General features: G+C 65.2%; 22 protein-coding genes and 1 pseudogene. 12 read left to right on the forward strand and 11 right to left on the reverse strand.

Features of this window, described 5'->3' with window-relative positions; translation table 11 throughout:
• The first annotated feature begins 359 nt into the window (after nt 1-359).
• A complete protein-coding gene (locus LCM4577_RS12200) occupies nt 360-1,490 on the forward strand; it encodes a patatin-like phospholipase family protein (protein ID WP_071071366.1) in 1,131 nt (376 codons plus the stop codon).
• 68 nt (nt 1,491-1,558) lie between these two features.
• Here LCM4577_RS12200 and LCM4577_RS12205 read toward each other — a convergent pair whose 3' ends face one another.
• Nucleotides 1,559-2,443 (reverse strand): GyrI-like domain-containing protein, encoded by an 885-nt coding sequence (locus tag LCM4577_RS12205; RefSeq protein ID WP_071071368.1) that lies wholly within the window; start codon nt 2,441-2,443, stop codon nt 1,559-1,561.
• Between the two features lie 307 nt (nt 2,444-2,750).
• Between LCM4577_RS12205 and LCM4577_RS12210 the strand changes: the two genes are divergently transcribed.
• The 4 genes from LCM4577_RS12210 (at nt 2,751) to LCM4577_RS12225 (ending at nt 9,213) form a co-directional block, all read left to right on the forward strand.
• Nucleotides 2,751-4,172: a coniferyl aldehyde dehydrogenase gene (locus LCM4577_RS12210; RefSeq protein ID WP_071071370.1), complete on the forward strand. Its 1,422-nt coding sequence runs from the start codon at nt 2,751-2,753 to the stop codon at nt 4,170-4,172.
• A 355-nt stretch (nt 4,173-4,527) separates the two neighbouring features.
• Nucleotides 4,528-5,703, forward strand: a complete 1,176-nt coding sequence (locus LCM4577_RS12215) for an efflux RND transporter periplasmic adaptor subunit (RefSeq protein ID WP_116390038.1) — start codon at nt 4,528-4,530, stop codon at nt 5,701-5,703.
• A gap of 73 nt (nt 5,704-5,776) precedes the next feature.
• Entirely contained in the window at nt 5,777-8,956 is a 3,180-nt protein-coding gene (locus tag LCM4577_RS12220; protein ID WP_071071372.1) for an efflux RND transporter permease subunit, read from the forward strand.
• 98 nt (nt 8,957-9,054) lie between these two features.
• Complete coding sequence (locus LCM4577_RS12225; RefSeq protein WP_041011188.1) at nt 9,055-9,213, forward strand: DUF3309 family protein; 159 nt, start codon at nt 9,055-9,057, stop codon at nt 9,211-9,213.
• A gap of 58 nt (nt 9,214-9,271) precedes the next feature.
• On the opposite strand, the gene LCM4577_RS12230 is transcribed toward LCM4577_RS12225, so the two are convergent.
• Entirely contained in the window at nt 9,272-10,231 is a 960-nt protein-coding gene (locus tag LCM4577_RS12230) for an SDR family oxidoreductase (protein ID WP_071071374.1), read from the reverse strand.
• A gap of 96 nt (nt 10,232-10,327) precedes the next feature.
• Here LCM4577_RS12230 and LCM4577_RS12235 point away from each other — a divergent pair.
• A pseudogene (locus tag LCM4577_RS12235) lies at nt 10,328-11,239 on the forward strand (LysR family transcriptional regulator); the annotation flags it as partial.
• Here LCM4577_RS12235 and LCM4577_RS12240 read toward each other — a convergent pair.
• The 3 genes from LCM4577_RS12240 to LCM4577_RS12250 form a co-directional block, all read right to left on the reverse strand.
• Nucleotides 11,200-12,381, reverse strand: a complete 1,182-nt coding sequence (locus tag LCM4577_RS12240; protein ID WP_071071376.1) for an MFS transporter — start codon at nt 12,379-12,381, stop codon at nt 11,200-11,202. The pseudogene LCM4577_RS12235 and the gene LCM4577_RS12240 sit on opposite strands and share 40 nt — an antisense overlap.
• A 332-nt stretch (nt 12,382-12,713) precedes the next feature.
• Nucleotides 12,714-13,022 carry a DUF1244 domain-containing protein gene (locus tag LCM4577_RS12245; protein ID WP_040985259.1) on the reverse strand — a complete coding sequence of 103 codons (309 nt, stop codon included), beginning with the start codon at nt 13,020-13,022 and terminating at the stop codon, nt 12,714-12,716.
• Between the two features lie 27 nt (nt 13,023-13,049).
• Nucleotides 13,050-13,847, reverse strand: a complete 798-nt coding sequence (locus LCM4577_RS12250; protein WP_071071378.1) for an N-formylglutamate amidohydrolase — start codon at nt 13,845-13,847, stop codon at nt 13,050-13,052.
• 169 nt (nt 13,848-14,016) lie between these two features.
• Between LCM4577_RS12250 and LCM4577_RS12255 the strand changes: the two genes are divergently transcribed.
• A complete protein-coding gene (locus LCM4577_RS12255; protein WP_198540339.1) occupies nt 14,017-14,574 on the forward strand; it encodes a DUF1036 domain-containing protein in 558 nt (185 codons plus the stop codon).
• Nucleotides 14,571-15,998, forward strand: coding sequence for a pyruvate kinase (gene pyk / locus LCM4577_RS12260; protein WP_071071380.1), 1,428 nt, complete (start codon nt 14,571-14,573; stop codon nt 15,996-15,998). Before LCM4577_RS12255 ends, pyk begins: the two co-directional genes overlap by 4 nt.
• A 93-nt stretch (nt 15,999-16,091) precedes the next feature.
• Here the strand turns inward: pyk and LCM4577_RS12265 are convergent, their stop codons facing one another.
• The 3 genes from LCM4577_RS12265 to ykgO form a co-directional block, all read right to left on the reverse strand.
• Nucleotides 16,092-17,153 carry an alpha/beta fold hydrolase gene (locus LCM4577_RS12265; RefSeq protein WP_071071382.1) on the reverse strand — a complete coding sequence of 354 codons (1,062 nt, stop codon included), beginning with the start codon at nt 17,151-17,153 and terminating at the stop codon, nt 16,092-16,094.
• 132 nt (nt 17,154-17,285) lie between these two features.
• Nucleotides 17,286-17,903, reverse strand: coding sequence for a hypothetical protein (locus LCM4577_RS12270; protein WP_071035981.1), 618 nt, complete (start codon nt 17,901-17,903; stop codon nt 17,286-17,288).
• A gap of 145 nt (nt 17,904-18,048) precedes the next feature.
• Complete coding sequence (gene ykgO, locus LCM4577_RS12275; RefSeq protein WP_040974291.1) at nt 18,049-18,174, reverse strand: type B 50S ribosomal protein L36; 126 nt, start codon at nt 18,172-18,174, stop codon at nt 18,049-18,051.
• A gap of 244 nt (nt 18,175-18,418) precedes the next feature.
• Between ykgO and LCM4577_RS12280 the strand changes: the two genes are divergently transcribed.
• Nucleotides 18,419-18,844, forward strand: coding sequence for a lysozyme inhibitor LprI family protein (locus LCM4577_RS12280; RefSeq protein WP_071071385.1), 426 nt, complete (start codon nt 18,419-18,421; stop codon nt 18,842-18,844).
• Here the strand turns inward: LCM4577_RS12280 and LCM4577_RS12285 are convergent, their stop codons facing one another.
• The 3 genes from LCM4577_RS12285 to LCM4577_RS12295 all read right to left on the reverse strand — a co-directional run bounded on the left by LCM4577_RS12285 (nt 18,845) and on the right by LCM4577_RS12295 (nt 20,738).
• A complete protein-coding gene (locus tag LCM4577_RS12285) occupies nt 18,845-19,921 on the reverse strand; it encodes a 5-(carboxyamino)imidazole ribonucleotide synthase (protein WP_071071388.1) in 1,077 nt (358 codons plus the stop codon).
• Nucleotides 19,918-20,415: a 5-(carboxyamino)imidazole ribonucleotide mutase gene (purE, locus tag LCM4577_RS12290; RefSeq protein WP_040985297.1), complete on the reverse strand. Its 498-nt coding sequence runs from the start codon at nt 20,413-20,415 to the stop codon at nt 19,918-19,920. Before purE ends, LCM4577_RS12285 begins: the two co-directional genes overlap by 4 nt.
• A 119-nt stretch (nt 20,416-20,534) precedes the next feature.
• Nucleotides 20,535-20,738, reverse strand: coding sequence for a YdcH family protein (locus LCM4577_RS12295; RefSeq protein ID WP_040985243.1), 204 nt, complete (start codon nt 20,736-20,738; stop codon nt 20,535-20,537).
• Nucleotides 20,739-20,968: 230 nt separating this feature from the next.
• On the opposite strand from LCM4577_RS12295, the gene LCM4577_RS12300 reads away from it, so the two are divergent.
• From LCM4577_RS12300 to LCM4577_RS12310, 3 genes are all read left to right on the forward strand, one after another.
• The gene (locus tag LCM4577_RS12300) at nt 20,969-21,148 is read left to right on the forward strand and encodes a YdcH family protein (protein ID WP_040985241.1); all 180 of its coding nucleotides are present in this window, start codon (nt 20,969-20,971) and stop codon (nt 21,146-21,148) included.
• A gap of 252 nt (nt 21,149-21,400) precedes the next feature.
• Nucleotides 21,401-22,651, forward strand: coding sequence for a flavodoxin-dependent (E)-4-hydroxy-3-methylbut-2-enyl-diphosphate synthase (gene ispG / locus LCM4577_RS12305; RefSeq protein WP_071071398.1), 1,251 nt, complete (start codon nt 21,401-21,403; stop codon nt 22,649-22,651).
• A 3-nt stretch (nt 22,652-22,654) separates the two neighbouring features.
• On the forward strand, nt 22,655-23,515 hold the full coding sequence (locus LCM4577_RS12310; protein WP_071071390.1) for a lytic transglycosylase domain-containing protein: 861 nt from the start codon (nt 22,655-22,657) through the stop codon (nt 23,513-23,515).
• Nucleotides 23,516-23,773 lie beyond the last annotated feature (258 nt).

Raw genomic sequence — 23,773 nt, forward strand, 5'->3', positions numbered from 1 at the left:
GCAACGCGGGGGCGAGGTGGCCCGGCGAAGCCGGGACGGAGAGGGGGACGCCGGTGGTGAAGCGACATTCCCTGCAAGTGAGGCGCCCGGCGAGCCCTCGATATCCACAAACAGCTCTGGGTAGGGACCTCCGGCTGCCGCGAAGACCCCTCTCCGTCCCGGCTTCGCCGGGCCACCTCTCCCCACTTTCGTGGGGCGAGGAAGGAGCGTCTCGCGGTCGAAATTTCATTCGATCACGCTTGTGTGTTCGTGTTCTTGCCTTGGTCCGCCCTTATATGCTGCACTGCAACATAGGCAGACGGAACCCTGTCCCTCGCGATGACGCAGGGGCAGGCCGGCGCATCGAGACAAGGAACGCCATGGCGAAGAACGGCAAGGCGGAGGACAAGAAGAAGATCAACGTCGCGCTCCAGGGCGGCGGCTCGCATGGCGCCTTTTCCTGGGGCGTGCTCGACCGGCTGCTGGAAGATGGGCGGCTTGAGATCGCGGCGGTGTCCGGCACCAGCGCGGGCGCGATGAACGCGGTGGCGCTGGCCGACGGGTTCGTGCGGGGCGGCGTGGAAGGCGCGCGCAGGAAGCTCGACGATTTCTGGCGGGCGGTGGCCTCGAAGGGCCGCTTCAGCCCGGTGCAGCGCATGCCCTGGGACGTGGTCTGGGGCAACTGGTCGATCGAGAACACGCCCGGCTATGTCTTCTTCGACACGATGTCGCGGGTGTTCTCGCCCTATGTCGCCAATCCGCTCGGCCTCAACCCGCTGCGCGACGTGGTGGCGAAGGAGATCGACTTCGACAATGTACGCGCCTGCAAGTCGATGGAGCTGTTCATCTCGGCGACCAATGTCGAGACCGGACAATTGCGCGTCTTTTCCGACGGCGAGATCGATCTCGACACGGTGATGGCCTCGGCCTGCCTGCCGCAATTGTTCCGCGCCGTCGAGATCAAGGGCGTGCCCTATTGGGATGGCGGCTATGGCGGCAACCCGGCGCTCTATCCGTTCTTCAAGACGGCGGCGACCGAGGACGTGCTTCTGGTGCAGATCAATCCGGTCGTGCGCGAAGGCACGCCGAAGAGCGCCAACGAGATCCAGAACCGCATCGATGAGATCACCTTCAACGCCGGGCTCCTGCGCGAATTCCGCTCGATCGCCTTCGTCAAGGAACTGATCGCGGCCGGCCGCTTGCCGCATGGCGAATATCGCGACATCCGCATGCACCGCATCGATGCCGACGAGGCCTTCAAGGACCTCTCCGCGTCGTCCAAGGTCAATGCCGAATGGGCCTTCCTCGCCTACCTTCGCGACCTCGGCCGAAGTGCGGCCAGCGACTGGCTGGAGGAGAATTACGACGCCGTCGGCAAGCGGCCGACGCTCGACCTGTCGGGTGAGCTCGACGATGGCTTCAAGCCGCTGCGCGGCCCGGCGCCGGGGCGTCGCGTCAAGGAATTCCTCGCGGCGCGCATCAAGCCGGAATCCGCGCGCCGGCGCGCCTGATTGCCAAGGTCGTCTGCCCGTAAGACCGAGATCGGGTGGATAGCGGCCGGTCCGCTCTTCCCGCCGCGCTATTTCAGCGGCAGAAAGAGCTCGACGACGATCTCGGGCACCGACAGTTCCGGAAGGAAGGACAGCCGCCGCTGGCAATAGATCGGAAAGTCGCGCGCTTCCTCGCCGCTGGCCGGAAGCCATTCCCGATAAAGGTAGAGTGCTGCCGGCTCCAGATTGTTGGTGTTGYCGGGGTAGCGCAGCACGGCGCAACGTCCGCCGGGGATCACGCCGGCCTTCATCTGCTTGTCGTCCGCCGCGATCGGCTGGTCGGTGCCGACGCAAATGTCCATGCTGTAGTCGGCCGCGACAGCGGGACATCTCTCGGAGCGGAAGACGTTGAAGGTGGGGCTCGTTTCTGGCGACAGGCCGGCTGCCTTGCGCCAGGCGATGAAGCGCTGGATGGTGTCGCCGAGCGTCGCCCGATCCCCGCGATGTTCCATGATCGCCACCGGGGTGGGCGGCACTTCGCGGATCGTCACGTCGTCATCGGTGAAAATGATCTGCATGAGCTTTCTCCTCGCATTGTCGAGAGGCCCGAAGGCCATCAGCCACGACCCCCAGTCGGGAGATCTCCGGAACGACGACGGCGATTGCCCGCACCGCTGACGAAARGCGCGGGCAAAGGCATCCGGCGCGTCGTAACCGGCATCCATCGCTATGTCCGTGACGCTTTCGGCGTCCGCATAGCCCAGCCTGAATGAAGCGCGTTTCATGCGGGCGAGCTGGACATAGCGATGCACGGACAGCCCGAAGGTCGCCGTGAACTGCCGGTGGAAATGATATTTCGAATAGGCCGCGACGCCGCTCAGCGCGTCCAGGTCCAGATCGTCGTCGAGATGCCGGTCTATGTGATCCAGCACCCGCTGCATCCGGGCATGGTGGTTTTGAACCGCCGCCTTCATCGTTCCATTCTCCGTGGCAGCACCAGCTAAGCCGCGCGGACATGAGGCGCTCGACCGATCTTGCGGTTTTGCCGCGAGCCGCACCATCGCCAAGGGCCGTTTACGCACGCCCGATCAATGCATGAACGGCGAAAAGGGCCGTTTGCGGACCGATCGCTTTCCCGTCCCCATGCTGAGGCGGGTGCCAAACGGCATGTTCGAGGCGCTTGGGTCGGCACTGCCGGAGCATTCCCCTACGGAACCGGGGCAATGCTGGATTCGGCTGTGCGGGCGATGTAACTTACCTGCACGTAAACGGGAGGTCGCGATGCTGCAGACMAGACAGAATGCTCTCGGGGTCCGGTTTGAAGCGCAGTGCAGGGCCTTCGAGAAGGAGCCGTTCCCGACGCTCGACCTGCGCAAGGATCGGCTGAAGCGCGTCCTCGCGCTCACCGAAAAGCACGAGGCCGAGATATGCGCCGCGATCGACAGCGATTTCTCCGCCCGCTCGGCCGAGGAGACGCGGCTTGCCGAATTGTTCGTCGTGCGCGCCGGCATCAGGCATGCGCTGTCGCATCTCGGCGCCTGGATGCGCGAGCGGCGCGTCGCCACCAGCCTGCCGTTCCTGCCCGGCCGCAACCGCCTCTTGGCGCAGCCGCTCGGCGTCGTCGGCATCGTCTCGCCCTGGAACTACCCTTTCCAGCTCGCCGTCGCGCCGGCGACCGCGGCGCTCGCGGCGGGCAACCGCGTGATGATCAAGCCGTCGGAGCTGACGCCTAAGTTTTCGGACCTGCTCGCCAGCCTGGTCGAAAAATATTTCGCCGCCGACGAGGTCAGCGTGATGGTCGGCGACGCCGATGTCGGCAAGGCGTTCGTGTCGCTGCCGTTCGATCACCTCCTGTTCACCGGGTCGACCGCCGTCGGCCGGCAGGTGGCGCTGGCCGCCGCCGCCAATCTGACGCCGGTGACGCTCGAGCTCGGCGGTAAGTCGCCGGCGATCTTCGATCCGTCCTGCGATCTCGACGCGGCGGTCGCCAGCGTCGCCTACGGCAAGCTGCTCAATGCCGGCCAGACCTGCATCGCGCCGGACTATCTCATGGTCCCGCAAGGCCAGGGCGCGGCGATCGCGGCAAAGTTCGCCGCGGCGATGGCGAAGCTCTATCCGCGCCTCGGCGACAATCGCGACTATACGGCGATCGTCAGCGAGCGGCATCACCGGCGGCTGAGCGACATGGTCGCCGAGGCGCGTGACAGCGGCGCCGACATCATCGAGGTCAATCCGGCGAACGAGACGCTCGGCGTCACCGACCGCAAAATGGCGCCGGTGCTGGTGCGCAATGCGGGCGAAAATCTGCGGCTCATGCGCGAGGAGATTTTCGGGCCGGTGCTGCCGATCGTCGAATATGGCACGGTCGACGAGGCCATCGAGCATGTGAACCGGGGCGAGCGCCCGCTGGCGCTCTACTGGTTCGGCAGCGACAACGCCAATCGCCAGAAGGTCATGCGGGGAACCGTGGCCGGCGGCGTCACGATCAATGACTGCATGCTGCATCTGGTGCAGGAGCGGCAGCCCTTCGGCGGCGTCGGCGAGAGCGGCACCGGCGCCTATCACGGCGAATGGGGGTTCCGCACATTCAGCAAGGAAAAGCCGATCTTCATCCAGTCGAAGCTCAGCGCCGGCGGCTTGCTACGCCCGCCTTACGGCAGGACATTCGAGCGCATCTTCCGGCTGCTCAACCTCATCACTTGACAGATTCAACCCTGGCATAGTGGGGCATGACCGCGCTCTAACCGGGCGGTTGCCGCCGCCGATGGACGATTTTTCGCATCATGCTGACGGCTGCTGCCAGTAACCTTGGGGAACCCGTCGGCGCGCCGGCAAAAGCGCCAGCCGGCTGGCAGAAAAGCCTGTGTTTGTCGAGGCACTGCGTCCCACGCCGCAATGTTCCTGCAACTTTTCCGACTATTTTGCGCCGCAACTTTCAGGTAGAAGCGCGCGTTCGCCGATCACGGCAAATTGAACTAGGCCCCGCGCACACCCATATCGGCCGCGCGCCCAAGTCGGAAGCGCCGACCTCGCCAGGTCCTGCAACGGAAAAATGACGATGCCGAAAATCAGGTTTCACAAGCTTGCAGCCATTGCCGTGCTCATCGGGTTCGCGGCCTGGATGGGGACGGGCGAGTTTTCCTCCGTCGGCAGCGCCGCGGACAAGTCGGTTACCATCGACAAACAGGCCGGCGCCGGCCAGCCGGAGGCCGCCAAGGCGAAGACAGCCGAGGTCGGGCCAAAGGCCGCGCCGCGCACCGTGGCGGTGGTGACGCCGCCGCGCAAGACCTTCGCGCGCGCCATCCGCATCTCCGGCCTGACTGAGGCCGACAAGCGCGCGGTGCTTGCAACGCGCGTCAACGGCGTCATCGAGAAGCTGCCGGTCAAGCAGGGCGACCGCGTCAAGACAGGCGATCTCGTGCTGATGCTCGCGGCCGAGGAGAAGATCTCCAATGTCGACAACGCCAAGCAGCTTCTTGTCCAGCGCAAGGCCGAGCTCGATGCCGCCGAGCGCCTAGCCAAGACCGGCAATCTGCCGAAGCTGCAGCTGGACACCGCCCGCTCGAACCTGACGCTGGCGCAATCGCAACTCGACACCGCGCAGGCCGAGCTCGACCGCAACGAGGTCAAGGCGCCGTTCGACGGCGTCATCGACCGCATCCCGGTGGAACTCGGCAGCTCGGTGATGCAGGGCGGCGAGGTGGCGACGATCCTGAAGCTCGATCCCGTCATCGCCCGCGGCGAGATCAGCGAGCGCGACCTGCGCTACGTCAAGATCGGCGACGAGGCCGATGTGCGCCTGGTCAACGACCAGAAGGTCACCGGCACGGTCCGCTACATCAGCCGCGATGCGTCGGCGCAGACCCGCACCTTCCGCGTTGAAGTGGCGATCCCCAATGGCGACGGCTCCATCCCCGCCGGCATGACGGCCGAGATCACGCTCAGTGCCGAGCCGACCAACGCGGTCATGCTGCCGCGCTCGGTGGTGACGCTGGGCGACAAGGGCGACCTCGGCATCCGCGCCGTCGGCAAGGACGGCAAGGTGGCGTTCTTCCCGATCGACCTGGTCGACGACACGCCGCACGGCCTGGTGCTGGGCGGCATTCCGGAAGATGCGCGCATCATCGTCGCCGGCCAGGAACTGGTGAAGGAAGGCGACACGGTGAAACCCGTCGAGGCCGACCAGGCGACCATCAACAAGCTGATCAGTGAAGCCTCCGCCGGCACGCAGTAAAGCACGACGCGCCGTTGCCGGACCAATCCGGCGATGGCGGTCCGCAGCCTTTGAAGCATAACAGGCCGAAGTCATGGATATCGTCAGACTCGCCATCACCAACGCCCGCCTCACGATCTCGGCGCTGCTGTTCCTGCTCGTCGCGGGCTGGGTCGCCTATCAGTCGACGCCCAAGGAAGCGGAGCCCGACGTTCCGATTCCGATGATGTATGTCAGCCTGATCTATCAGGGCATCTCGCCGGAGGATTCCGAGCGCCTGCTGCTCAGGCCAATGGAAAGCAAGCTCAAGAGCCTCAAGGGGCTCAAGGAGATGCGTTCGGCCGCCTTCCAGGGCGGCGGCTACGTGCTGGTCGAGTTCCAGCCGCAGACGGATCTCGCGACGGCGCTGCAGGATACGCGCAGCAAGGTTCAGGACGCCAAGGCCGACCTGCCGCAGGCGGCCGAGGAGCCGACGGTCAACGAGGTCAACGTCTCGGAATTCCCGGTTCTGGTCGTGACACTTTCCGGCGACGTGCCGGAGCGCGTGCTGACGTCGGCCGCGCGCGAGCTGCGCGACCGCATCGAGGAAGTGCCCGGCGTGCTCGAAGGCTCGCTGCAGGGCGCGCGCGACGACCTCGTCGAGGTTGTCGTCGACCCGGTGAAGCTCTCCTCCTATGGGTTGCAGCTCGACCAGGTGATCCAGGGCGTCGCGTCCTCCAACAGCCTGGTCGCAGCCGGCAATCTCGAAGGTTCGGAAGGCAAATACGCGGTCAAGGTGCCGTCGCTGATCGAGACGCCCGAGGATGTCGCGAACCTGCCGGTGGTCGCCACGCCCAACGCCGTGGTCCAGGCCAAGGACATCGCGACAGTGCGCTCAACCTTCAAGGACGCCGAGACGGTGACGCGCCTCGACGGCAGGCCGGCCATCGCCATCGAAGTGAAGAAGCGCATCGGCGCCAACCTGATCGACACGATCGGCCAGGTGCGGCAGGTGTCGGACGCCTTCATCAAGACGATGCCCGAAGGCATGCACGTCACCTACACGCAGGACAAGTCGGTCTTCGTCAACCAGTTGCTCGGCGACCTGCAGAACCACGTGATGATCGCCGTCATCCTGGTGTTCATCGTCATCCTCTATGCGCTGTCGGGCCGCGCCTCGCTGCTCATCGGCCTTGCCATTCCATCTTCGTTCCTGATCGGCATCCTGCTGCTCGCCATGATGGGCTACACGATCAACATGATCGTGCTGTTCAGCCTCATCCTGGCCGTCGGCATGCTGGTGGACGACGCCATCATCGTCACCGAATTCGCGGAACGGCGCATGAGCGAGGGCATGCCGAAGGGGGACGCCTTCGCGCTCGCCGCCAAGCGCATGGCCGGCCCGGTCATCGCGGCGACGATGACGCGCATCGCCGCCTTCTCGCCGCTGCTGTTCTGGCCCGGCATCATCGGCGACTTCATGAAATACATGCCGATCACGCTGATCGTGACGCTGTCGGCCTCGATGCTCTACGCGCTGGTCTTCGCGCCGACGCTTGGCGCGATCTTCGCCAAGGCGCCGGAGCATCACGAGGAGGGCAATCGCGACGGCTGGTACATGGCCGTGGTCAAGCAGGCGGTGCGCTTCCCGATCACCGTCATCCTGCTCACCGTCGGCCTTCTGGTCGGCGTCGGCTTCGCCTATTCGAAATACGGCGCCGGCGTCGAGTTCTTCCCGAGCGTCGAGCCGGATTACGGCCTGCTCTACGTGCATGCCCGCGGCAATCTTTCGCTGGCGGAAATGGACGCCGCGACCAAGACGGCGGAAAACCGGCTGCTCGGCTGGCCGGGCGTGAAGTCGGTCTACACGCGCGTCGGCAAGACGCAAGGCGGCGGCCAGGACATTCCCGAGGATGTGGTCGGCGTCATCCAGTACGAGTTCGTCGACTGGCGCGAGCGCAAATCCGCCAACCAGATCCTCGACGACCTGCGCGGCGTGATGGCCGGCATCCCCGGCGTCGATGTCGAAGTGCGCGTGCCGGAAGCCGGCCCGCCGACCGGCAAGCCGATCCAGATCCGGCTGTCGGCCGCCGATCCGGCCGGGCTCGACGACAAGGCGCGGGCGGTCGCCGCACGCATCGCCAAGATCCCCAACGTCATCGACATTTCGGACGGCCTGCCGCCGCCCGGCGTCGACTGGGCGATCGAGGTCGACCGCGCCAAGGCGGCGCAATACGGCATCAGCCCGACCTCGGTCGGCACGGTGGTGCAGCTGGTGACCAACGGCCTCAAGCTGTCGGAATACAGGCCGGCCGGCGCCGACGACGCGGTCGACATAAGGCTGCGCCTGCCGGAAGACCGACGCACCCTGTCGACGCTCGACGAACTGCGCGTGCAGACCTCGCAAGGGTCGGTGCCGATCTCGAACTTCGTCGTCAGGAAACCCGAGCCGACCGTCGGCATCCTCAACCGCATCGACGGCGCGCGCACCGTGGTGGTGCAGGCCAATGTCAGCGCCGGCGCGCAGCAGGTCGCGGCGGTGCAGCAGGAGGTCACCAAGGCCGTCGCCGACATGGACCTCGGCAGCGGCATTCGCTGGAAGCTTGCCGGCTCCAACGAGGACAGCGCGGAAGCCAGCGCCTTCCTCGGCAAGGCCTTCGGCGCCGCGATCTTCCTGATCTTCCTGGTGCTGCTTGCGCAGTTCAACAAGTTCACCAGCGTGTGGCTTGTGTTGTCCTGCGTGGTCATGGCGACGATCGGTGTGTTCCTCGGATTGCTTCTGACAGGCGAGGCCTTCGGCATCGTCATGTCGGGCATCGGCGTGATCGCGCTGGCCGGCGTGGTGGTGAACAACAACATCGTGCTCATCGACACCTATGACCGGCTGCGCGAGGAGGGCTGGGACAAGATGGACGCGGTGCTGCAGACCTGCCGCGAGCGTGCGCGTCCGGTGGTGCTGACGGCGGTGTCGGCCATCCTCGGCGTGCTGCCGATCGCCTTCGGCCTCGGTCTCGAAATCTTCCATCACGAGACGACRATCAACGCGCCGTYGACGCAATGGTGGATATCGCTGTCCTCGGCAATCGTCTTCGGCCTGTCCTTCGCCACGCTGCTGACGCTGGTGGTGACGCCCTCGATGCTGATGGTGTTCACCCGCGCCAAGGTGAAGCCCGGCCAGCGGCGCAACTGGTTCAGCCGCCTGTTCCGGCGCGGCAGGGGCGAGATGTCGTCGATCGGCAAGGCGGCGGAAGTGGCTGCCGAAGCGGAGATCACTTTCCCGAAGGCAGCTGAATAAGCCACTTTGTCACCGGCAGAGACCAAAGCCGTCCGGGAACAACCGGGCGGCTTTTTGCATTGTTCCCTCGAGGTTCAACCAGACGGCGAGGGTTTTTCATGACGATCGGCACACTTCTCGTAATAATCCTGATCCTGATCCTGATCGGCGCAGTGCCGGCATGGCCACATTCGCGTGCCTGGGGCTACGGCCCGTCGGGCATCGTCGGCGTCATCCTGGTCGTGCTGCTGATCCTGTTGTTGATGGGTAGGATCTGATGCTGAACGATGACAGCCGGGCCTTCCGAGGCCCGGCCGCTCCCTTCCTGCTCGACAGTCAAGCAGCCTGGCGCGAGACCTGCGCAATGGCGATGCCGATATCCTGCATGGCTTGCGCCACCGCCTGGTCGAGCGGGGTATGCGGGATTTCGCCGATGACCTGTTCCAGCCGGGTCGAAGCCAGCCGGTGCGCCTCGAAGCGCAGATAGGACATGGAGACGATCTCGCGCCACATGGCCACGAACGGGCTGCCGGCGCGCAGCACCCACCAGGGCATGAAGGAGAGCTTCAGCTGGCGGCCGAGCGCCTTCTCGGCCGCGGCTTTCATGTCGAGATCGGTAATGGCGTGGCCGGGGAAGTTGATGGCTTCGTAGAAGCCCGTTTTGTCGAGGTTCTTCGCCAGGCCGACGAAGGCGACGGCGAAGTCCGGCAGGTAGGCCCATTCATGCGTCAGGTCGGCCGGGCCGGGCGCGGTGTAGACGCCTTTCGCTATCTTGGCGGCGACGACGAGGTCGAACCAGGAACCTGAGCCGGTGCCGCCGAAGAAATCTCCCGCCCTGAGCACGATGGTGCGCACCCGGCCGGCTTCGGCCTCGCCGCGGAACAGCGCTTCCATAGCGCAGCGGATGCGGCCCTTCTCGGTGGTCGGATGGAACGGTGTCGCTTCCGTGATCACCTGCGGCATCGGCGAGCCGTAATTGTAGACCGTGCCCGGGAACAGGTGCAGCGCACCGTTTTCGCGGCAGGCGGCCATGACGTTCTCGGCCATCGGCATGCACTTGCCCCAGTCGGTGTAGATCGGGTTCAGGCCGTTGAAGACGATGTCGGCGCCCTGTGTCGCGCGGATCAGGGATTCGCGGTCCAGCGCGTCGCCGGCGACGGCCGTGGCGCCCTTGAGCTCCGCCGGCACCTTGCCTGTGCGGGTGATGGCGCGGACGTCGAAGCCGGCGTCGATGAAAGCCTTGCCGACCACGCGGCCGAGCCGGCCATTGGCGCCGAGGATTGCGATCTTGGTCATGTGTTCTCTCCGTTGTTTGCGTTTGCCCGGCTAATCTGATGCCTCCACGAACGAATTGAAATTGACTGAGATCGGCGATCTGTTATTCAAAAATGAATGAAAGAATTCGACTGGAACCTGATCAAGAGCTTCGTCGCGGTGGCCGAAACCGGCAGTCTTTCAGGTGCGGCGCGCAGGCTGGCGGCCAGCCAGCCTACGCTCGGCCGCCACATCGCCGAGCTGGAGGCAGCGCTCGGCGTGACGTTGTTCCGGCGCGGGCGGCGCGGCTACGAGCTGACGGAAGCCGGCGGCACGCTCTACGAGCGCGGGCGGGCGGTCAGCGCTGAGGCCAATGCCTTTTCATTGCTGGCGCTGGGTGCGGTCGAGGCGATCGAGGGCACGGTGCGCATCGCGGCTAGCGAGGTGGTCGCCGCCTTCGTGCTGCCGGACATGATGGCCCGTCTTGGCGAGGAAGAGCCGGGCATCGAGGTCGAGATCGTCGCCTCGAACCAGGTCGAGAACCTTTTGCGCCGCGACGCCGACATCGCCATCCGCATGGTCCGGCCGGCGCAGAACGAGCTGGTGGCGCGCAAGGTCACCGACATTCCGCTCTGCCTGTGCGCGGCAAGCGCCTATCTCGACCGGCGCGGCCGGCCGGAAAAACCGGCCGACCTTGCCGATCACGCCTTGGTCGGTTTCGACCGCAGCGACGAGATCATTCGCGGCTTCACCGCGTTCGGCATTCCGGTCGGCCGCAGCCATTTCCGGTTCAGGACCGACAACCAGATCGTGCTCTGGGAAGCGGTGCGGACGGGAAACGGCATCGGCATCGGCCAGGAGCCGCTGGCCGACCGCGACCCGGACCTGGAAAAGCTGCTGCCGGACGTGCCCTTGCCGGTCCTGCCCGTCTGGCTCGCCATGCATCGCGACGTGCGCACCAGCATGCGCATCCGCCGCGTGGCGGATTTCCTGCATGAGGAGCTGAAGCTTTACTCGGCCGGTACGGGGTCTGGAGCGAATTCGGCCCGGTKAGCAAGGCCCGCCATCAAGAGCACGATGACCAGCAGTCCGGACAGCGCGACGAAGATCGGGCCGAAGCTGGAGTGCTCGGCGACGAAGCCGATCGCGGAGGGCGCCACCAGGATGCCGGAATAGCCCATGGTGGTGACGACGCTCATGCCGGTGCCAGACGACATGCCTTCCTGGTTGCCGCCGGCCGAAAAGATGATCGGCACCATGTTGGCGATGCCGAAGCCGCAGAAGGCGAAGGCGGCGATGGCGAGGTAAGGCGAGGGCGAAAGACCGGCGACCAGCATGCCGGCAGCGGCGACCAGCGCCGAGCCGCGCAAGGTCGACACCGCGCCGAAGCGGTTGCGCACGCCGTCGCCCAGGAAACGCATCAGCGCCATGACGCCCGAGAAGGCGGCATAGGCGAGGCCGGCGACCGCGAGATCGGCGCCCAGCTCCTGATGCAGGAAGAGCGCCGCCCAGTCGAGCACCGCGCCTTCCGAGATCATGGTGAGCAGCGCCATCAGCCCGACCAGATAGACGGCCGTGTGCCGCGGCAGCGTGAATTTCTGGTGCTCGACCGTTTGCGGCTTGTCCTCGGCGATGAGGTAGCGAATGGCAAAGGCGATCACGGCAAAGGCGATCACCGTCACTGCGACGGCATGGGGAAGATGGCCGTAGTTCTGGATCGAGTAGCCGCCGAGCGCGCCACCCGCGAAGCCGCCAAGGCTCCAGAAACCGTGCGAGGACGACATGATCGCCCGGGAAAGCCTTCTTTCCACCACCACGGCATTCGAGTTCATCGCGACATCCATGCCGCCGATCGAGCCGCCGAAGATGAGCATGGCGATCGCCGCCAGGGGAACGTTGGGCGCGAGCGCCACGATCAGCAGGCCGAAGCTGCCGCAGACGCCGAACCAGCGGGTCACGGTGCGCGAGCCATGCCTGGAGATGAGATGGCCGCACCAGGTCATGGAAATCACGGCGCCGACGCCGAACAGCAGGATCAGCAGGCCGAGCGTGAACCGGGTGATGTCGAGCCGGGTGAGGAACACCGGAATCTGCGGCGCCCAGCTGCCGGTCAAGAAACCATTGGCGAGGAAAATGCCGGCGACGGCCCAGCGGCCGCGCGTGGCGGCCTGCATCGTGGTTTGCAAGGTCATGGTCTGAAAATCTGCCATGCAAAGGGTGTTTTGTGCGGCAAATTAGATCGATTCAATTCGCAGTCAAGGACCCTGATGAGGAAGTGCTTGTACCAAGCCGTGTGCACTCAAAAAAGTTACTCGGTAGCGATCCTTCGCGCCCCCCTCTGTCCTGCCGGACATCTCCCCCACACGGGGGGAGATCAGATGCCGCGTCGGCTTTCGCCAATCGCCAGCGTTGCAGGAAAAGCGAGGCGATGGCGCTCAATCTCCCCCCTTGTGGGGGAGATGGCCGGCAGGCCAGAGGGGGGCGCTGTCCCGCCAGCGTTCGCTCTTATGCCCTCGCCGTTGGCTCAGTGATCTTTCGGCCGCTTCGCCTCGAACTCGGCCTTCTTGGCCGCGGAAGCCTCGGTCTGGTTGAGCGCCTGCCATTCGGCGTAGGGCATGCCGTAGATGATCTCGCGCGATGCATCCTTCGACAGCGCCACGCCCTCGGCCTCGGCGGCCTCGCGATACCAGTTGGACAGGCAGTTGCGGCAGAAGCCGGCGAGGTTCATCAGATCGATGTTCTGGACGTCGCCGCGTTCGCGCAGATGCGCCACCAGCCGACGGAAAGCCGCCGCCTCGAAGTCGCGTTTCTGGTCGTCGCTGAGTTCGGTCATTGGGAACCTCCGGGCCTGTCGGGCTCGTCACACGGGTCCGGTGCGCGAGCCGAACATCTTCACCTGATGTATATCGGCACGCCGGTCGATGGCGTCAACGATCGGCGCAAGGCGCTCGGCCCAGGCGAGAGCGCCGGCGCGGTCGGCGATCAGATCCTGGCGGATCTCGATCAGCGCATGGGCGTAGCCATTGACGATGGCGTGGCGGAACATGGTGTCGCCGCGCAACGCGCCGTCATAGGGTTCGTTGTCGCCGACGACGAGGGACTGGTCCTGCGCCAACATATCGATCAGCGGCCGCGCCACGCGGTCGTCGCGGTCCCACAGGACGCCGACATGCCAGGGGCGGACAAAACCCTGCATCACCGGCGTGAAGGAATGCACGGAGAAGATGAATGGCGCCTGGCCCGAGGCGTGCGCCACGGAGGCGATCATAGCGCCGACGGCGTCATGGTAGGGCCGGTAGAAGCGGTCGAGCCGCCGCTCGCGTTCCTCCCGGGCAATCGGATAGTTTCCCGGCACCACGGTCCCGTCATAGAGCTGACGGATCATGGTGGGGTCGTCCTCGCCCCGGTTGGGGTCGATCAACAGCCGCGAGAAACCGGCAAGCACGGCCGGCACGCCGAGCAGTGCCGCGAGCTCGCGCGTCACCGTCTCGACGCCGATGTCATAGGCGATGTGACGCTCGAATTCGGACGCCGGCAAACCGAGGCTGCCATACTCCTCCGGCAGGTCGCGGCGGGCGTGGTCGGCCAGAAGCACGACGCCTTTCTTGCGGTCGCCCTCGACAATGTCGAATGGCGTGAAAACTGTGGATCGGGTCATCGGCTGAAAAGGGGATGGCGGCTGCGATGTGGTATCGTCATTCCACGAAGAGGACGCTGGCGCAATGCCGTTGTTTGGCCAAGGTTTCCGCAAAAATCCCCTGCGCGGGGAGAATTTGCGCGACGGGCCCTTCTAAATCGATTGGAATTGAACAAAACGGCGCGTTGACATGCGACCGGAGTTTGCTGAAAAGGGGCTTCGAGAGATGCAAATGTGGTTCGCAAGGGAATCTGCGATGGGTTTTGCCGGCCGGTTGCGCAAGCGCCTGGCCGTGCCGTTGCTGATCATCGGCGCGGGATCGTGCGCGGTTTTCGCGACCTCGCCGGCCCGGGCCGACTTCCGCGTTTGCAACGCAACGCAAAATCTGGTGGGCGTCGGCATCGGCTATCGCGCCAAGGCCGGCTGGATCACCGAGGGCTGGTGGCACATCGAAGGATCGACCTGCAAGACGCTCATCGAGGGTCCGCTGTCATCAAGGTTTTACTATCTTTATGCAGAAGACGCCGAACGCGGCGGGCGCTGGGATGGCCCGATCAACATGTGCGTCGCCGAAAAAGAGTTCAAGATCGCCGGCGTGAATGATTGCGTCGCCCGGGGCTTCCAGCGCGCCGGATTCCAAGAATATGACACGGGCGAGCAGGCCAGCTGGATGGTCCAGCTGACCGACGAGCCCGCAACGGGAGGCGCGCCAGCGGCGGCCCCCGCTCCGGGAACAAACAGTCAATGAGACGTAACCGCAAGGTCAAGATCCTCGCCACCATCGGTCCGGCTTCCTCCTCCGAAGAGATGCTGAGAAAGCTCTTCGAAGCCGGTGCCGATGTCTTCCGCATCAATATGAGCCACACCGATCACGAGCTGATGCGCACGCTCGTCGGTCGCATCCGCGCCGTCGAGGCCGCCGTCGGCCGGCCGATCGGCATCCTCGCCGACCTGCAGGGGCCGAAGCTCAGGGTCGGCAAGTTCGCCAACGTCAAGGAAGCGTTGACCGTCGGCCAGACCTTCACCCTCGACGACAATCCGGAACCGGGCACGTCCAGCCGTGTCTACCTGCCGCATCCGGAAATCCTGAGCTCGGTCGAGGCCGGTCACCGACTTTTGATCGACGACGGCAAGCTGGAGCTGAAGGCGGTGAAGGCCGACGGCAAGTCGATCACCTGCACGGTCGTCGCCGGCTCGGGCATTTCCGACAAGAAGGGCGTCAGCCTGCCCGACACCGATCTGCCGGTCGGCGCGCTGACCGAGAAGGATCGTGCCGATCTCGACGCGGTGCTTGCCACCGGCGTCGACTGGGTGGCGCTGTCCTTCGTGCAGCGGCCGGAAGACCTGGCGGAGGCCCGCAAGATCGCGCGCGGCCGCGCGCTGATCATGGCCAAGATCGAGAAGCCCCAGGCGGTTGCCCGGCTCCCCGAGATCATCGAACTCTCCGACGCGCTGATGGTCGCCCGCGGCGATCTCGGCGTCGAGATGCCGGTCGAGGCGGTGCCCGGCATCCAGAAGCAGATCACCCGCGCGGCGCGCCGTGCCGGCAAGCCGGTGGTGATCGCCACGCAGATGCTGGAATCGATGATCACCGCGCCCGTGCCGACCCGCGCCGAGGTCTCCGACGTGTCGATCGCCGTCTTCGAAGGCGCGGACGCGATCATGCTTTCGGCCGAATCCGCGGCCGGCGCCTATCCGGTCGAGGCGGTCGCCATGATGAACCGCATCGCCACCAAGGTCGAAACCGATCCGACCTATGCCGGCATCATCAACGCGCAGCGCTCGGAGCCCGAGGCGACCGGGGCCGACGCCATTTCGCTCGCCGCGCGCGAGATCGCCGAGACGCTGAAACTGTCGGCGATCATCTCCTACACCGCGTCGGGCACCACCGGCCTGCGCGCCGCGCGCGAGCGCCCGCAGGTGCCGATCGTGGCGCTGTCGCCGATCCTCAACACCGCGCGCCGCCTGTCGCTCTTGTGGGGCACGCACTGTGTCGTCTCAGAGGATGCCACCGATCTCGACGACATGGTCGACCGGGCCTGCCGGATCGCACTGGAAGAAGGTTTCGGCAAGCCTGGCGACCGGGTGATCATCACCGCCGGCGTGCCGCTGAGAACGCCTGGATCGACCAATATGCTGCGCATTGCCTATGTCGGGTCGGATACGCATTAGGGCGTGCCGATATTCGGGTCAGGCCGGCCTAACCCGAATATCGGCACACCTAACCGTACTTGCCGTGGCATTCAGGAGCTGATTCCCGAGGTTTCAGGTCGGCGCGAGCTCGGCATCGGGCACTTTGATGTCCGGGCATTGGCCGTCATGATAGGCATCGCCGGCGATCCGCCCCTCCACGGTTCTGGCCATCGCTTGTAGATCGACATCTTTGCCCGCGACTTTCTGGATCGCGCCGAGGACGAGGTCGGGCGCGGTCCAGTCTGGCTTGTGGCCGAGATTGCGGACCCAGACCAACTCGGCGCCGGGAATGTCGCGCTCGAGGCCGACGGAATGGATCGTGGCGTAGACCACCTTGTCGCGGTCGCCCGAGATGACGACGGTCGGCGCCTTGATCTCGCGGTATGAGGGTGAGGCGGCGTGGACATAGTCGTAGAGCTGAGCGACATCGCGGGCGTTGGCGCGGAAGGCGGATGGCCTGAGCACCAGCGGGATCGAGGCGTCGTCGATATAGAACTCCGGCACTTTGTTGGGTGAAAAGACGCAAGCGGTGGCATCGCCGATCCGCAGCATGCCGGCCGGATAAGCGAGCGTTTCGGAAAACAGCCAGCCGATCACCGGCGTGGCGGCGAGCTTGTAATACCAGGCGGTCGCGCCGCCCGGCCATGGATGCGTGGCGGGCGAGACGAAGACCAACCCCAACGTCTTTTCGGGATGCCGGCGGGCGAAGGCCGTGGTGATCGCGCCGCCGAAGGAATGGGCGGCGATGACCGCCTTTTCGATGCCCAAGCGGTCCATCAGCGCGGCGATCGTGTCCGCCTGCGCGGCAAGCGTCTCATTGTCGCCGCGCGCCGACCAGCCGAAACCCGGGCGGTCGAGGAACAGCATCTCGGCGCGCCCCTCGAGCAGCGGCTTCAGCGGCAGCATCTGGTCCTTGAGATTGGCGCTGGCGCCATGGATGAAGACGACCGGCGGCAGATCGGCCCCGGCCGGCGCCGGGATATGGACATGGTGGATGCGCGCGCCCCTGATCTCGGCGAACGCGCCGACGGGCGGATTGCGACGCTCGATCGACCAGACGCCGGCGCGGGTGACGCCGGCGAGGGCAAAGAAAAACGCGACGAGGAAGAGGAGAGCGGCGCAGATGAGGTTCATGGGGGGAGATACGGGCGAGGGGCGGAATTAGTTTAGGCAGTAGGCAGTAGGCAGTAGGCAGTAGGCAGTAGGCAGTAGGCAGTAGGCAGTAGGGCTCTCTTCCCCTACTGCCTACTGCCCAATCCCTACTGCCTAAATTCCCTCGCCGGCCAGCTCTTCCGAGAGCGTCGAGACCTGGTCCTGGGCGCTGCGCATCATCGGGTAGATCGCCAGCACCTTCTGCCAGGCTTCCAGCGCCGACTGCTTGTGGCCGGTCTCGGTCATGATCTGGGCGAGGCCGGAGAGCGCGCCGAAATGGCGCGGCTCGAGCTGCAAGGTGCGGTCGATATCGGCCATCGACTTCCCGTAGTTCTTCATCAGGAAATGCACAGTGGCACGGCGGTTCCAGCCTTCGGCATAGTCGGGCTGCAAGGTCACGACCTGGTCGAGGAAATCGAGGGCGACGTCGAATTTCTGGTCTTCCGTCGCCTTCTGCGCCCACTGCATCATCAGGTCGATCGAGGCGCTGCCCGACTGGCTCCATTCGTTCCAGATGCGGCCGGCGATGCGCTCGGCCGCCTTCTCGTTGCGCTCGCGCTTCAGCTCGGTAAAGAGCTGGTCGAGGCGGCCCTGCTTGGTCGGAGCGGCCGGCGGCGGCGTGGCGGCGGGCGGCGGCGCGGCATCCGGAGGCAGCGCGCCCGGCACCTCTTCGGCTCCCGCAGGCAAGCCGGAAAGCAAAAGGGCGGTGAAAAATGCAAAAAGAATCCGCATCGCCGGAATCTAGTCCCRGACGGCGGATCGTCAAAGTGATTTTAGCGTGAGAGCGCCGGCGAACCGGCAATCGACATCAGCGCGGCCTGGTCTCTTCGCATGCCGCTTCCTTTTCGGGCGACATGCATCAAGCCGCGCGCAAGGCTCAGCCCTGGCGCGCCTTGTAGCGCGGAGCGGTCTTGTTGATGATGTAGATGCGTCCCTTGCGGCGAACCAGCCGGTTGTCGCGGTGACGCGCCTTGAGCGCCTTGAGCGAATTCTTGATCTTCATGGTCTTGCCTGTTCGGTCAGGGCCCGTCCCGGGCCGAATTTTAAAGGCGCGCCCGAAAAAAGCGCGCCTTTGAACTTGGCGTGGCTCATAAACGAGGAGTGTCGTCCGTGTCAACCACGTGACGATGTCCGAATGCCACAAGTGGGCCGGCATATCAAATATTCGCCATCCCGGCGACGCGCCATTGCGCGACTCGAAAGCGGCTGGAATGGTGCGATCTCGGCGAAACGACCGGAGATTGCACATGCGCCGCATGTTTCTGCCTGCCTGTCTGGTCTTGCTTGCGACAGCCCCGGCCGCTTGGGCGGAAGACTGCGACCGCAACGACGATAGTCAGTCGATGCTGAATATCTGCGCCGATGCCGACTACCAGGCCGCCGACGCCAAGCTCAACGCCGCCTACAAGAACATCGTCGGCAGCAACGATCAGGCCTCGAACAAGCTCTTGCAGACGGCGCAACGCGCCTGGATCGCTTTCCGCGACGCCGAATGCGCCTATTCGACCGCCGACAGCGAGGGCGGCTCCATCCATCCGATGGAGGTATCGCAGTGCCTGACCAAGCTCACCAACGAGCGCATCAAGCAGCTCACGTCCGACGCCAACTGCAAGCTCAGCGATCCGAGCTGCGCCGGCTCGGACGCGAGCGGCGGCGACCAGGATATGCAATAGCTATCGCGGCCTGATGAGGCGCGTGAAATGGCCCATCTTGCGGCCGGGGCGCGATTCGGCCTTGCCGTAAAGATGCAGCATCAGATCGGGTTCGTTAAGCAGGGCCGGCACCCTCAGCATGTCGTCGCCGATCAGGTTTTCCATCACGCAATCAAAATGGCGGGCAGGCGAGCCCAGCGGCAGGCCGGTGACGGCGCGGATATGCTGCTCGAACTGCGAGACGACGCAGGCGGCTTCCGTCCAGTGGCCGGAATTGTGGACGCGCGGCGCCAGCTCGTTGGCCAGAAGCGAACCGTCGGCAAGCACGAAGAATTCGACGCCGATGACGCCGACATAGTCGAGCGCGGAGAGGATTTTGGCGGCCGCGTCCTTGGCGGCCGCCGCTGTCGCCGGATCAATCGCGGCTGGAAGCGTCGAGGTGCGCAGGATGCCTTCGCGGTGGACGTTTTCCGCCGGATCGTAAGCCGCGACGGATCCGTCCAGCCCACGCGCGGCGATCACCGAAATCTCGCGCTCGAAGGCGACGAGCGATTCGAGGATCAGYGGCACATTGCCCATGGCCTCGCAGACACCGGCAAAACCGGCCGTTTCCATGTTGCGGAAGACGCGTTGGCCCTTGCCGTCATAGCCCATGCGGCGGGTCTTCAGCACGCCGCTGYCGTTGAACGTCTTGAGCGCCTCGGTCAGCTGGTCGTCATTGCCGACCGGACGGAACTCCGCCGTCGGGATGCCGATACCGTTGAGGAAACTTTTCTCGGTCAGGCGATCCTGCGCCACTTCGAGCGCGCGGGCCGGCGGATAGACCGGAACCCTCGCCGCCAACGCTTCGGCAGCGGCGACCGGAACATTCTCGAATTCGTAGGTGACGACGGCGCTGGAGGCAGCCAGATCGGCAAGCGCTGCCGGATCGTCATAGGCGGCGACGATCTGCCGGTTCGCGACCTGCGCGGCCGGGCAGTCGGGCTGGGGCTCCAACACGACGACGCGATAGCCGAGGCGCGCTGCGGCCATCGCCAGCATTCGGCCGAGCTGGCCGCCGCCGATGATGCCGATGGTCGATCCCGGAGCGAGATTCACGGCGTGTCCGTCGGTTCGGCGGCGACCTTGGCGGTCTGCGCAGAGCGCCAGGCGTCGAGCCGGGCTGCAAGCTTGTCGTCGTTCAGTGCCAGCACGGCGGCGGCGAGAAGGGCGGCGTTCGCCGCGCCCGCCTTGCCGATGGCCAGCGTGCCGACCGGGATGCCGGCCGGCATCTGCACGATGGAAAGCAGCGAGTCCTGGCCCGACAGCGCCTTGGATTCGACGGGAACGCCGAAGACCGGCAGCGGCGTCATCGCCGCCGTCATGCCGGGCAGGTGCGCCGCGCCGCCGGCGCCGGCGATGATCACCTTGTAGCCGGCGGCCTTGGCGCCCTTGGCGAATTCATAGAGACGGTCGGGGGTCCGGTGCGCCGAGACGATCAGCCGCTTGTGCGGGATGCCCAGCGCCTCGAGCGTCTCCGCGGCCTGGCGCATCGTCGCCCAGTCGGACTGGCTGCCCATGATGATGGCGACGTCGGCACGCTGATCGGTCAAGGCTTCGCTCCCCGGCGACAAAGGCGCGCCTTAGCGGAATTCGCCTGCTGCCGCAAGGATTGTCGATGCCTGCAGTCCTTTCGGCCGGCGCGGTCCACGGCCTTGGCCGTCGCCTCAGCTCAGGCGATGATGTCGGGGATGATGCGGTCTTCCAGCGCCGACAGCCGGTCTTTCAGCATCAGCTTCTTTTTCTTCATGCGCTGGATCTGAAGCGGGTCGCAGCCTGTGGCGATCATCGCGTTGATGGCGGCGTCGAAATCGGCGTGTTCCTGTTTGAGCCGGGAATATTCGAGGCGTATTTCAGCCTGTTCCTGTTCGGACATTATCTACCGTTTTGCGTATGCATCGCCCAATCGGGCTGGTTGGGCGGGACCGGTTGGTGACCGGCGCGCAGCCCTTATCACATTTCACTTTGTCGTGGAATGCTACCACGTGGCATTCGACATCGAGATTGGTTGGTGGCAAACTATCATCGTGCCGTCACAGTCGCAACCTGCGGTGGAGGCGCCCGCGACGGCTGCAATCGAGGAAACCATGAAAGGGAGAACCAATCATGTCTCTTGCATCCCATCTTGATGAGCTGCAGCGAAAGCACGGCGATATCGAGCGCGAACTTATCGACGCGATGAACCATCCTTCGGTAGACGACCTCGAGATCGCCACTCTCAAGCGGCGCAAGTTGGCAATCAAGGACGAGATTGAAAAGCTGAAGGTGAAACCGACCGCACACTGAAACTCCTCTAGGCACCATAACCGCTCCCGCCGCGGTGCAGCCTCCCGGTGGCAAGAAATGCCACCGGCTGGTGTTTTACGCTGAATTTCCCGACCGCTTTGGGCGCCATTCGGCAGGCCGATGCTTCCTTTTGAGCCGCGCGGCGGCAAATTGGGAGCAGCGGATTTGACGGCCTTGCCTGCCGGTTGCCATTGACAAGCCATCTTTGCTCCGCCACCTCATGCCCGGAACTTTCAGATGAAGGCGGCCGGCATGACCGGATATTTTTCCTCTCCCTTTCCGCGGCGCAACTCGGTCGGCGTGTCGGTCGGCGGCGTGATCGTCGGCGGCGGCGCCCCGGTCGTCGTGCAGTCGATGACCAACACCGACACGGCCGATGTCGATCAGACCGTTGCCCAGGTCGCGGCGCTGCACCGCGCCGGCTCGGAAATCGTGCGCATCACGGTCGACCGCGACGAGAGCGCGGCCGCGGTTCCGCGCATTCATGAGCGGCTGCTGAGGCTCGGCATCGACGTGCCGCTGGTCGGCGATTTCCACTATATCGGCCACAAGCTGCTCGCCGATCATCCGGCCTGTGCCGAGGTGCTGGCGAAATATCGCATCAACCCTGGCAATGTCGGCTTCAAGGACAAGAAGGACCGGCAGTTCGCGGCCATCGTCGAGATGGCGATCAAACACGACAAGCCGGTGCGCATCGGCGTCAACTGGGGCTCGCTCGACCAGGAGCTCTTGACCCGGCTGATGGACGACAACCAGGCGAAGGGCTCGCCGCTCACCGCGCAGGAAGTGACGCGCGAGGCGATCGTGCAGTCGGCGATCCTGTCGGCGGAGATGGCCGAAGAGATCGGGCTTGGCCGCGACAAGATCATCCTGTCGGCCAAGGTCAGCGGCGTGCAGGATCTGATCGCCGTCTATACCGAGCTCGCCACCCGCTCCGACCATGCGCTGCATCTGGGTCTCACCGAGGCGGGCATGGGCACCAAGGGCATCGTCGCCTCTTCCGCCRCGATGGGCATCCTCCTGCAGCAGGGCATCGGCGACACGATCCGCATCTCGCTGACGCCGGAGCCGAATGGCGATCGCACCCGCGAGGTGCAGGTGTCGCAGGAACTCTTGCAGACCATGGGTTTCCGGCAGTTCGTGCCGATCGTCGCGGCTTGCCCCGGCTGCGGGCGCACGACGTCCACCGTGTTCCAGGAACTCGCCCAGAGCATCCAGGCCGACATCCGCAAGAACATGCCGATGTGGCGCGAGAAATATCCCGGCGTCGAGAACCTCAAGGTCGCGGTGATGGGCTGCATCGTCAACGGCCCGGGCGAATCCAAGCACGCCGATATCGGCATATCGCTGCCCGGCACCGGCGAGACGCCGACGGCGCCGGTCTTCATCGACGGCAAGAAGGCGGCGACGCTGCGCGGACCCTCGATCGCGCAGGATTTCGAGAAGATGGTCGGCGACTATATCGAGCAGCGCTACGGACACGGCAAGGCGGCGGCCGAGTAGGCCATGCACCGTTTCCTCACGGTGACCCTGGCCTTGCTTTGCTGCCTGAGTTGGGTGGCGGCCGCTTCGGCGGATCCGCCGCAGTCGAAATCGGCTGCCAAACGGCTGATCAGCCGTGTCTGCGATCTGATCGAAACCCAGGCCCGACAGAATGGCCTGCCCAAGGATTTCTTTGCCAGGCTGATCTGGAAGGAAAGCCGTTTCGATCCGAACGCGGTGAGCCCGGTCGGCGCGGAAGGCATCGCGCAATTCATGCCCGGCACCGCCAAGATGCGAGGCCTGGCCAATTCCTTCGACATCGAGCAGGCGATCCCGGCCTCGGCGAAATATCTCGCCGAGATGAAGGCGGGCTACGGCAATCTCGGCCTCGCGGCGGCGGCCTACAATGCCGGCGAGAACCGCGTGTCGCGCTGGCTCGCCTCCGGCGGCTTCCTGCCGATGGAGACGGAAAGCTATGTCTTCGACATCATGGGCGAGCCCGTCGACAAGTTCTCCGACAAATCCTATGCCGGCGCCGTCCAGCCGCTCGATCCCAAGATGAGCTTCGCGGTCGCCTGCCGCCGGCTGCCGGTGATCATGTCACGGACCGTCGCCATGGCCTCGATCAACGTCAAGCCGTGGGGCGTGCAGGTGGCGGGCAATTTCCGCCGCTCGGCGGCGATCGGCCAATGGCTGAGGGTCAAAAGCCGATTCCCGGCGCTGCTCGCCAGCCATGATCCGGTGGTGAGCCGGGTGCGCACGCCGATCGGTCGCCGCGGCATCTACGCAGTCAGGATCGGCGCCGACTCGCGCGGCGAAGCCAACGGCATCTGCGACAAGCTGCAAAGCGTCGGCGGGGCGTGCGTGGTGATGCGCAACCGGTAGTAGTAAGTTGGAAAGTCCGAGACGTCGGCGGGACAGCACCCCCTCTGTCCTGCCGGACATCTCCCCCGCAAGGGGGGAGATCAGATGTCGCGCCGGCCTTCGCCAATCGCCAACGTTGCATGACCGAGCGAGGCGCTGAAACTGCCAATCTCCCCCCGTTCACGGCAGGGCTGTCCGGGGAAAGTTAGACATAGTCGAGGCTCATCTGATCGGGAGAGCAACGGGAGTGCCTTCGACTTGGATTGACGGGCGGCGGTT

This window comes from Mesorhizobium sp. LCM 4577 (assembly GCF_001854795.2).
Taxonomy (GTDB): Bacteria; Pseudomonadota; Alphaproteobacteria; order Rhizobiales; family Rhizobiaceae; genus Mesorhizobium; species Mesorhizobium plurifarium.

Excerpts from the sequence above, each read along its gene's own strand:
- LCM4577_RS12200 (WP_071071366.1), top strand. The coding sequence starts at position 360 with ATGGCGAAGAACGGCAAGGCGGAGGACAAGAAGAAGATCAACGTCGCG.
- LCM4577_RS12215 (WP_116390038.1), top strand. The coding sequence starts at position 4,528 with ATGCCGAAAATCAGGTTTCACAAGCTTGCAGCCATTGCCGTGCTCATC.
- LCM4577_RS12225 (WP_041011188.1), top strand. The coding sequence starts at position 9,055 with ATGACGATCGGCACACTTCTCGTAATAATCCTGATCCTGATCCTGATC.
- LCM4577_RS12230 (WP_071071374.1), bottom strand. The coding sequence starts at position 10,231 with ATGACCAAGATCGCAATCCTCGGCGCCAATGGCCGGCTCGGCCGCGTG.
- LCM4577_RS12245 (WP_040985259.1), bottom strand. The coding sequence starts at position 13,022 with ATGACCGAACTCAGCGACGACCAGAAACGCGACTTCGAGGCGGCGGCT.
- LCM4577_RS12250 (WP_071071378.1), bottom strand. The coding sequence starts at position 13,847 with ATGACCCGATCCACAGTTTTCACGCCATTCGACATTGTCGAGGGCGAC.
- LCM4577_RS12255 (WP_198540339.1), top strand. The coding sequence starts at position 14,017 with ATGCGACCGGAGTTTGCTGAAAAGGGGCTTCGAGAGATGCAAATGTGG.
- pyk (WP_071071380.1), top strand. The coding sequence starts at position 14,571 with ATGAGACGTAACCGCAAGGTCAAGATCCTCGCCACCATCGGTCCGGCT.
- LCM4577_RS12265 (WP_071071382.1), bottom strand. The coding sequence starts at position 17,153 with ATGAACCTCATCTGCGCCGCTCTCCTCTTCCTCGTCGCGTTTTTCTTT.
- LCM4577_RS12270 (WP_071035981.1), bottom strand. The coding sequence starts at position 17,903 with ATGCGGATTCTTTTTGCATTTTTCACCGCCCTTTTGCTTTCCGGCTTG.
- ykgO (WP_040974291.1), bottom strand. The coding sequence starts at position 18,174 with ATGAAGATCAAGAATTCGCTCAAGGCGCTCAAGGCGCGTCACCGCGAC.
- LCM4577_RS12280 (WP_071071385.1), top strand. The coding sequence starts at position 18,419 with ATGCGCCGCATGTTTCTGCCTGCCTGTCTGGTCTTGCTTGCGACAGCC.
- LCM4577_RS12295 (WP_040985243.1), bottom strand. The coding sequence starts at position 20,738 with ATGTCCGAACAGGAACAGGCTGAAATACGCCTCGAATATTCCCGGCTC.
- LCM4577_RS12300 (WP_040985241.1), top strand. The coding sequence starts at position 20,969 with ATGTCTCTTGCATCCCATCTTGATGAGCTGCAGCGAAAGCACGGCGAT.
- LCM4577_RS12310 (WP_071071390.1), top strand. The coding sequence starts at position 22,655 with ATGCACCGTTTCCTCACGGTGACCCTGGCCTTGCTTTGCTGCCTGAGT.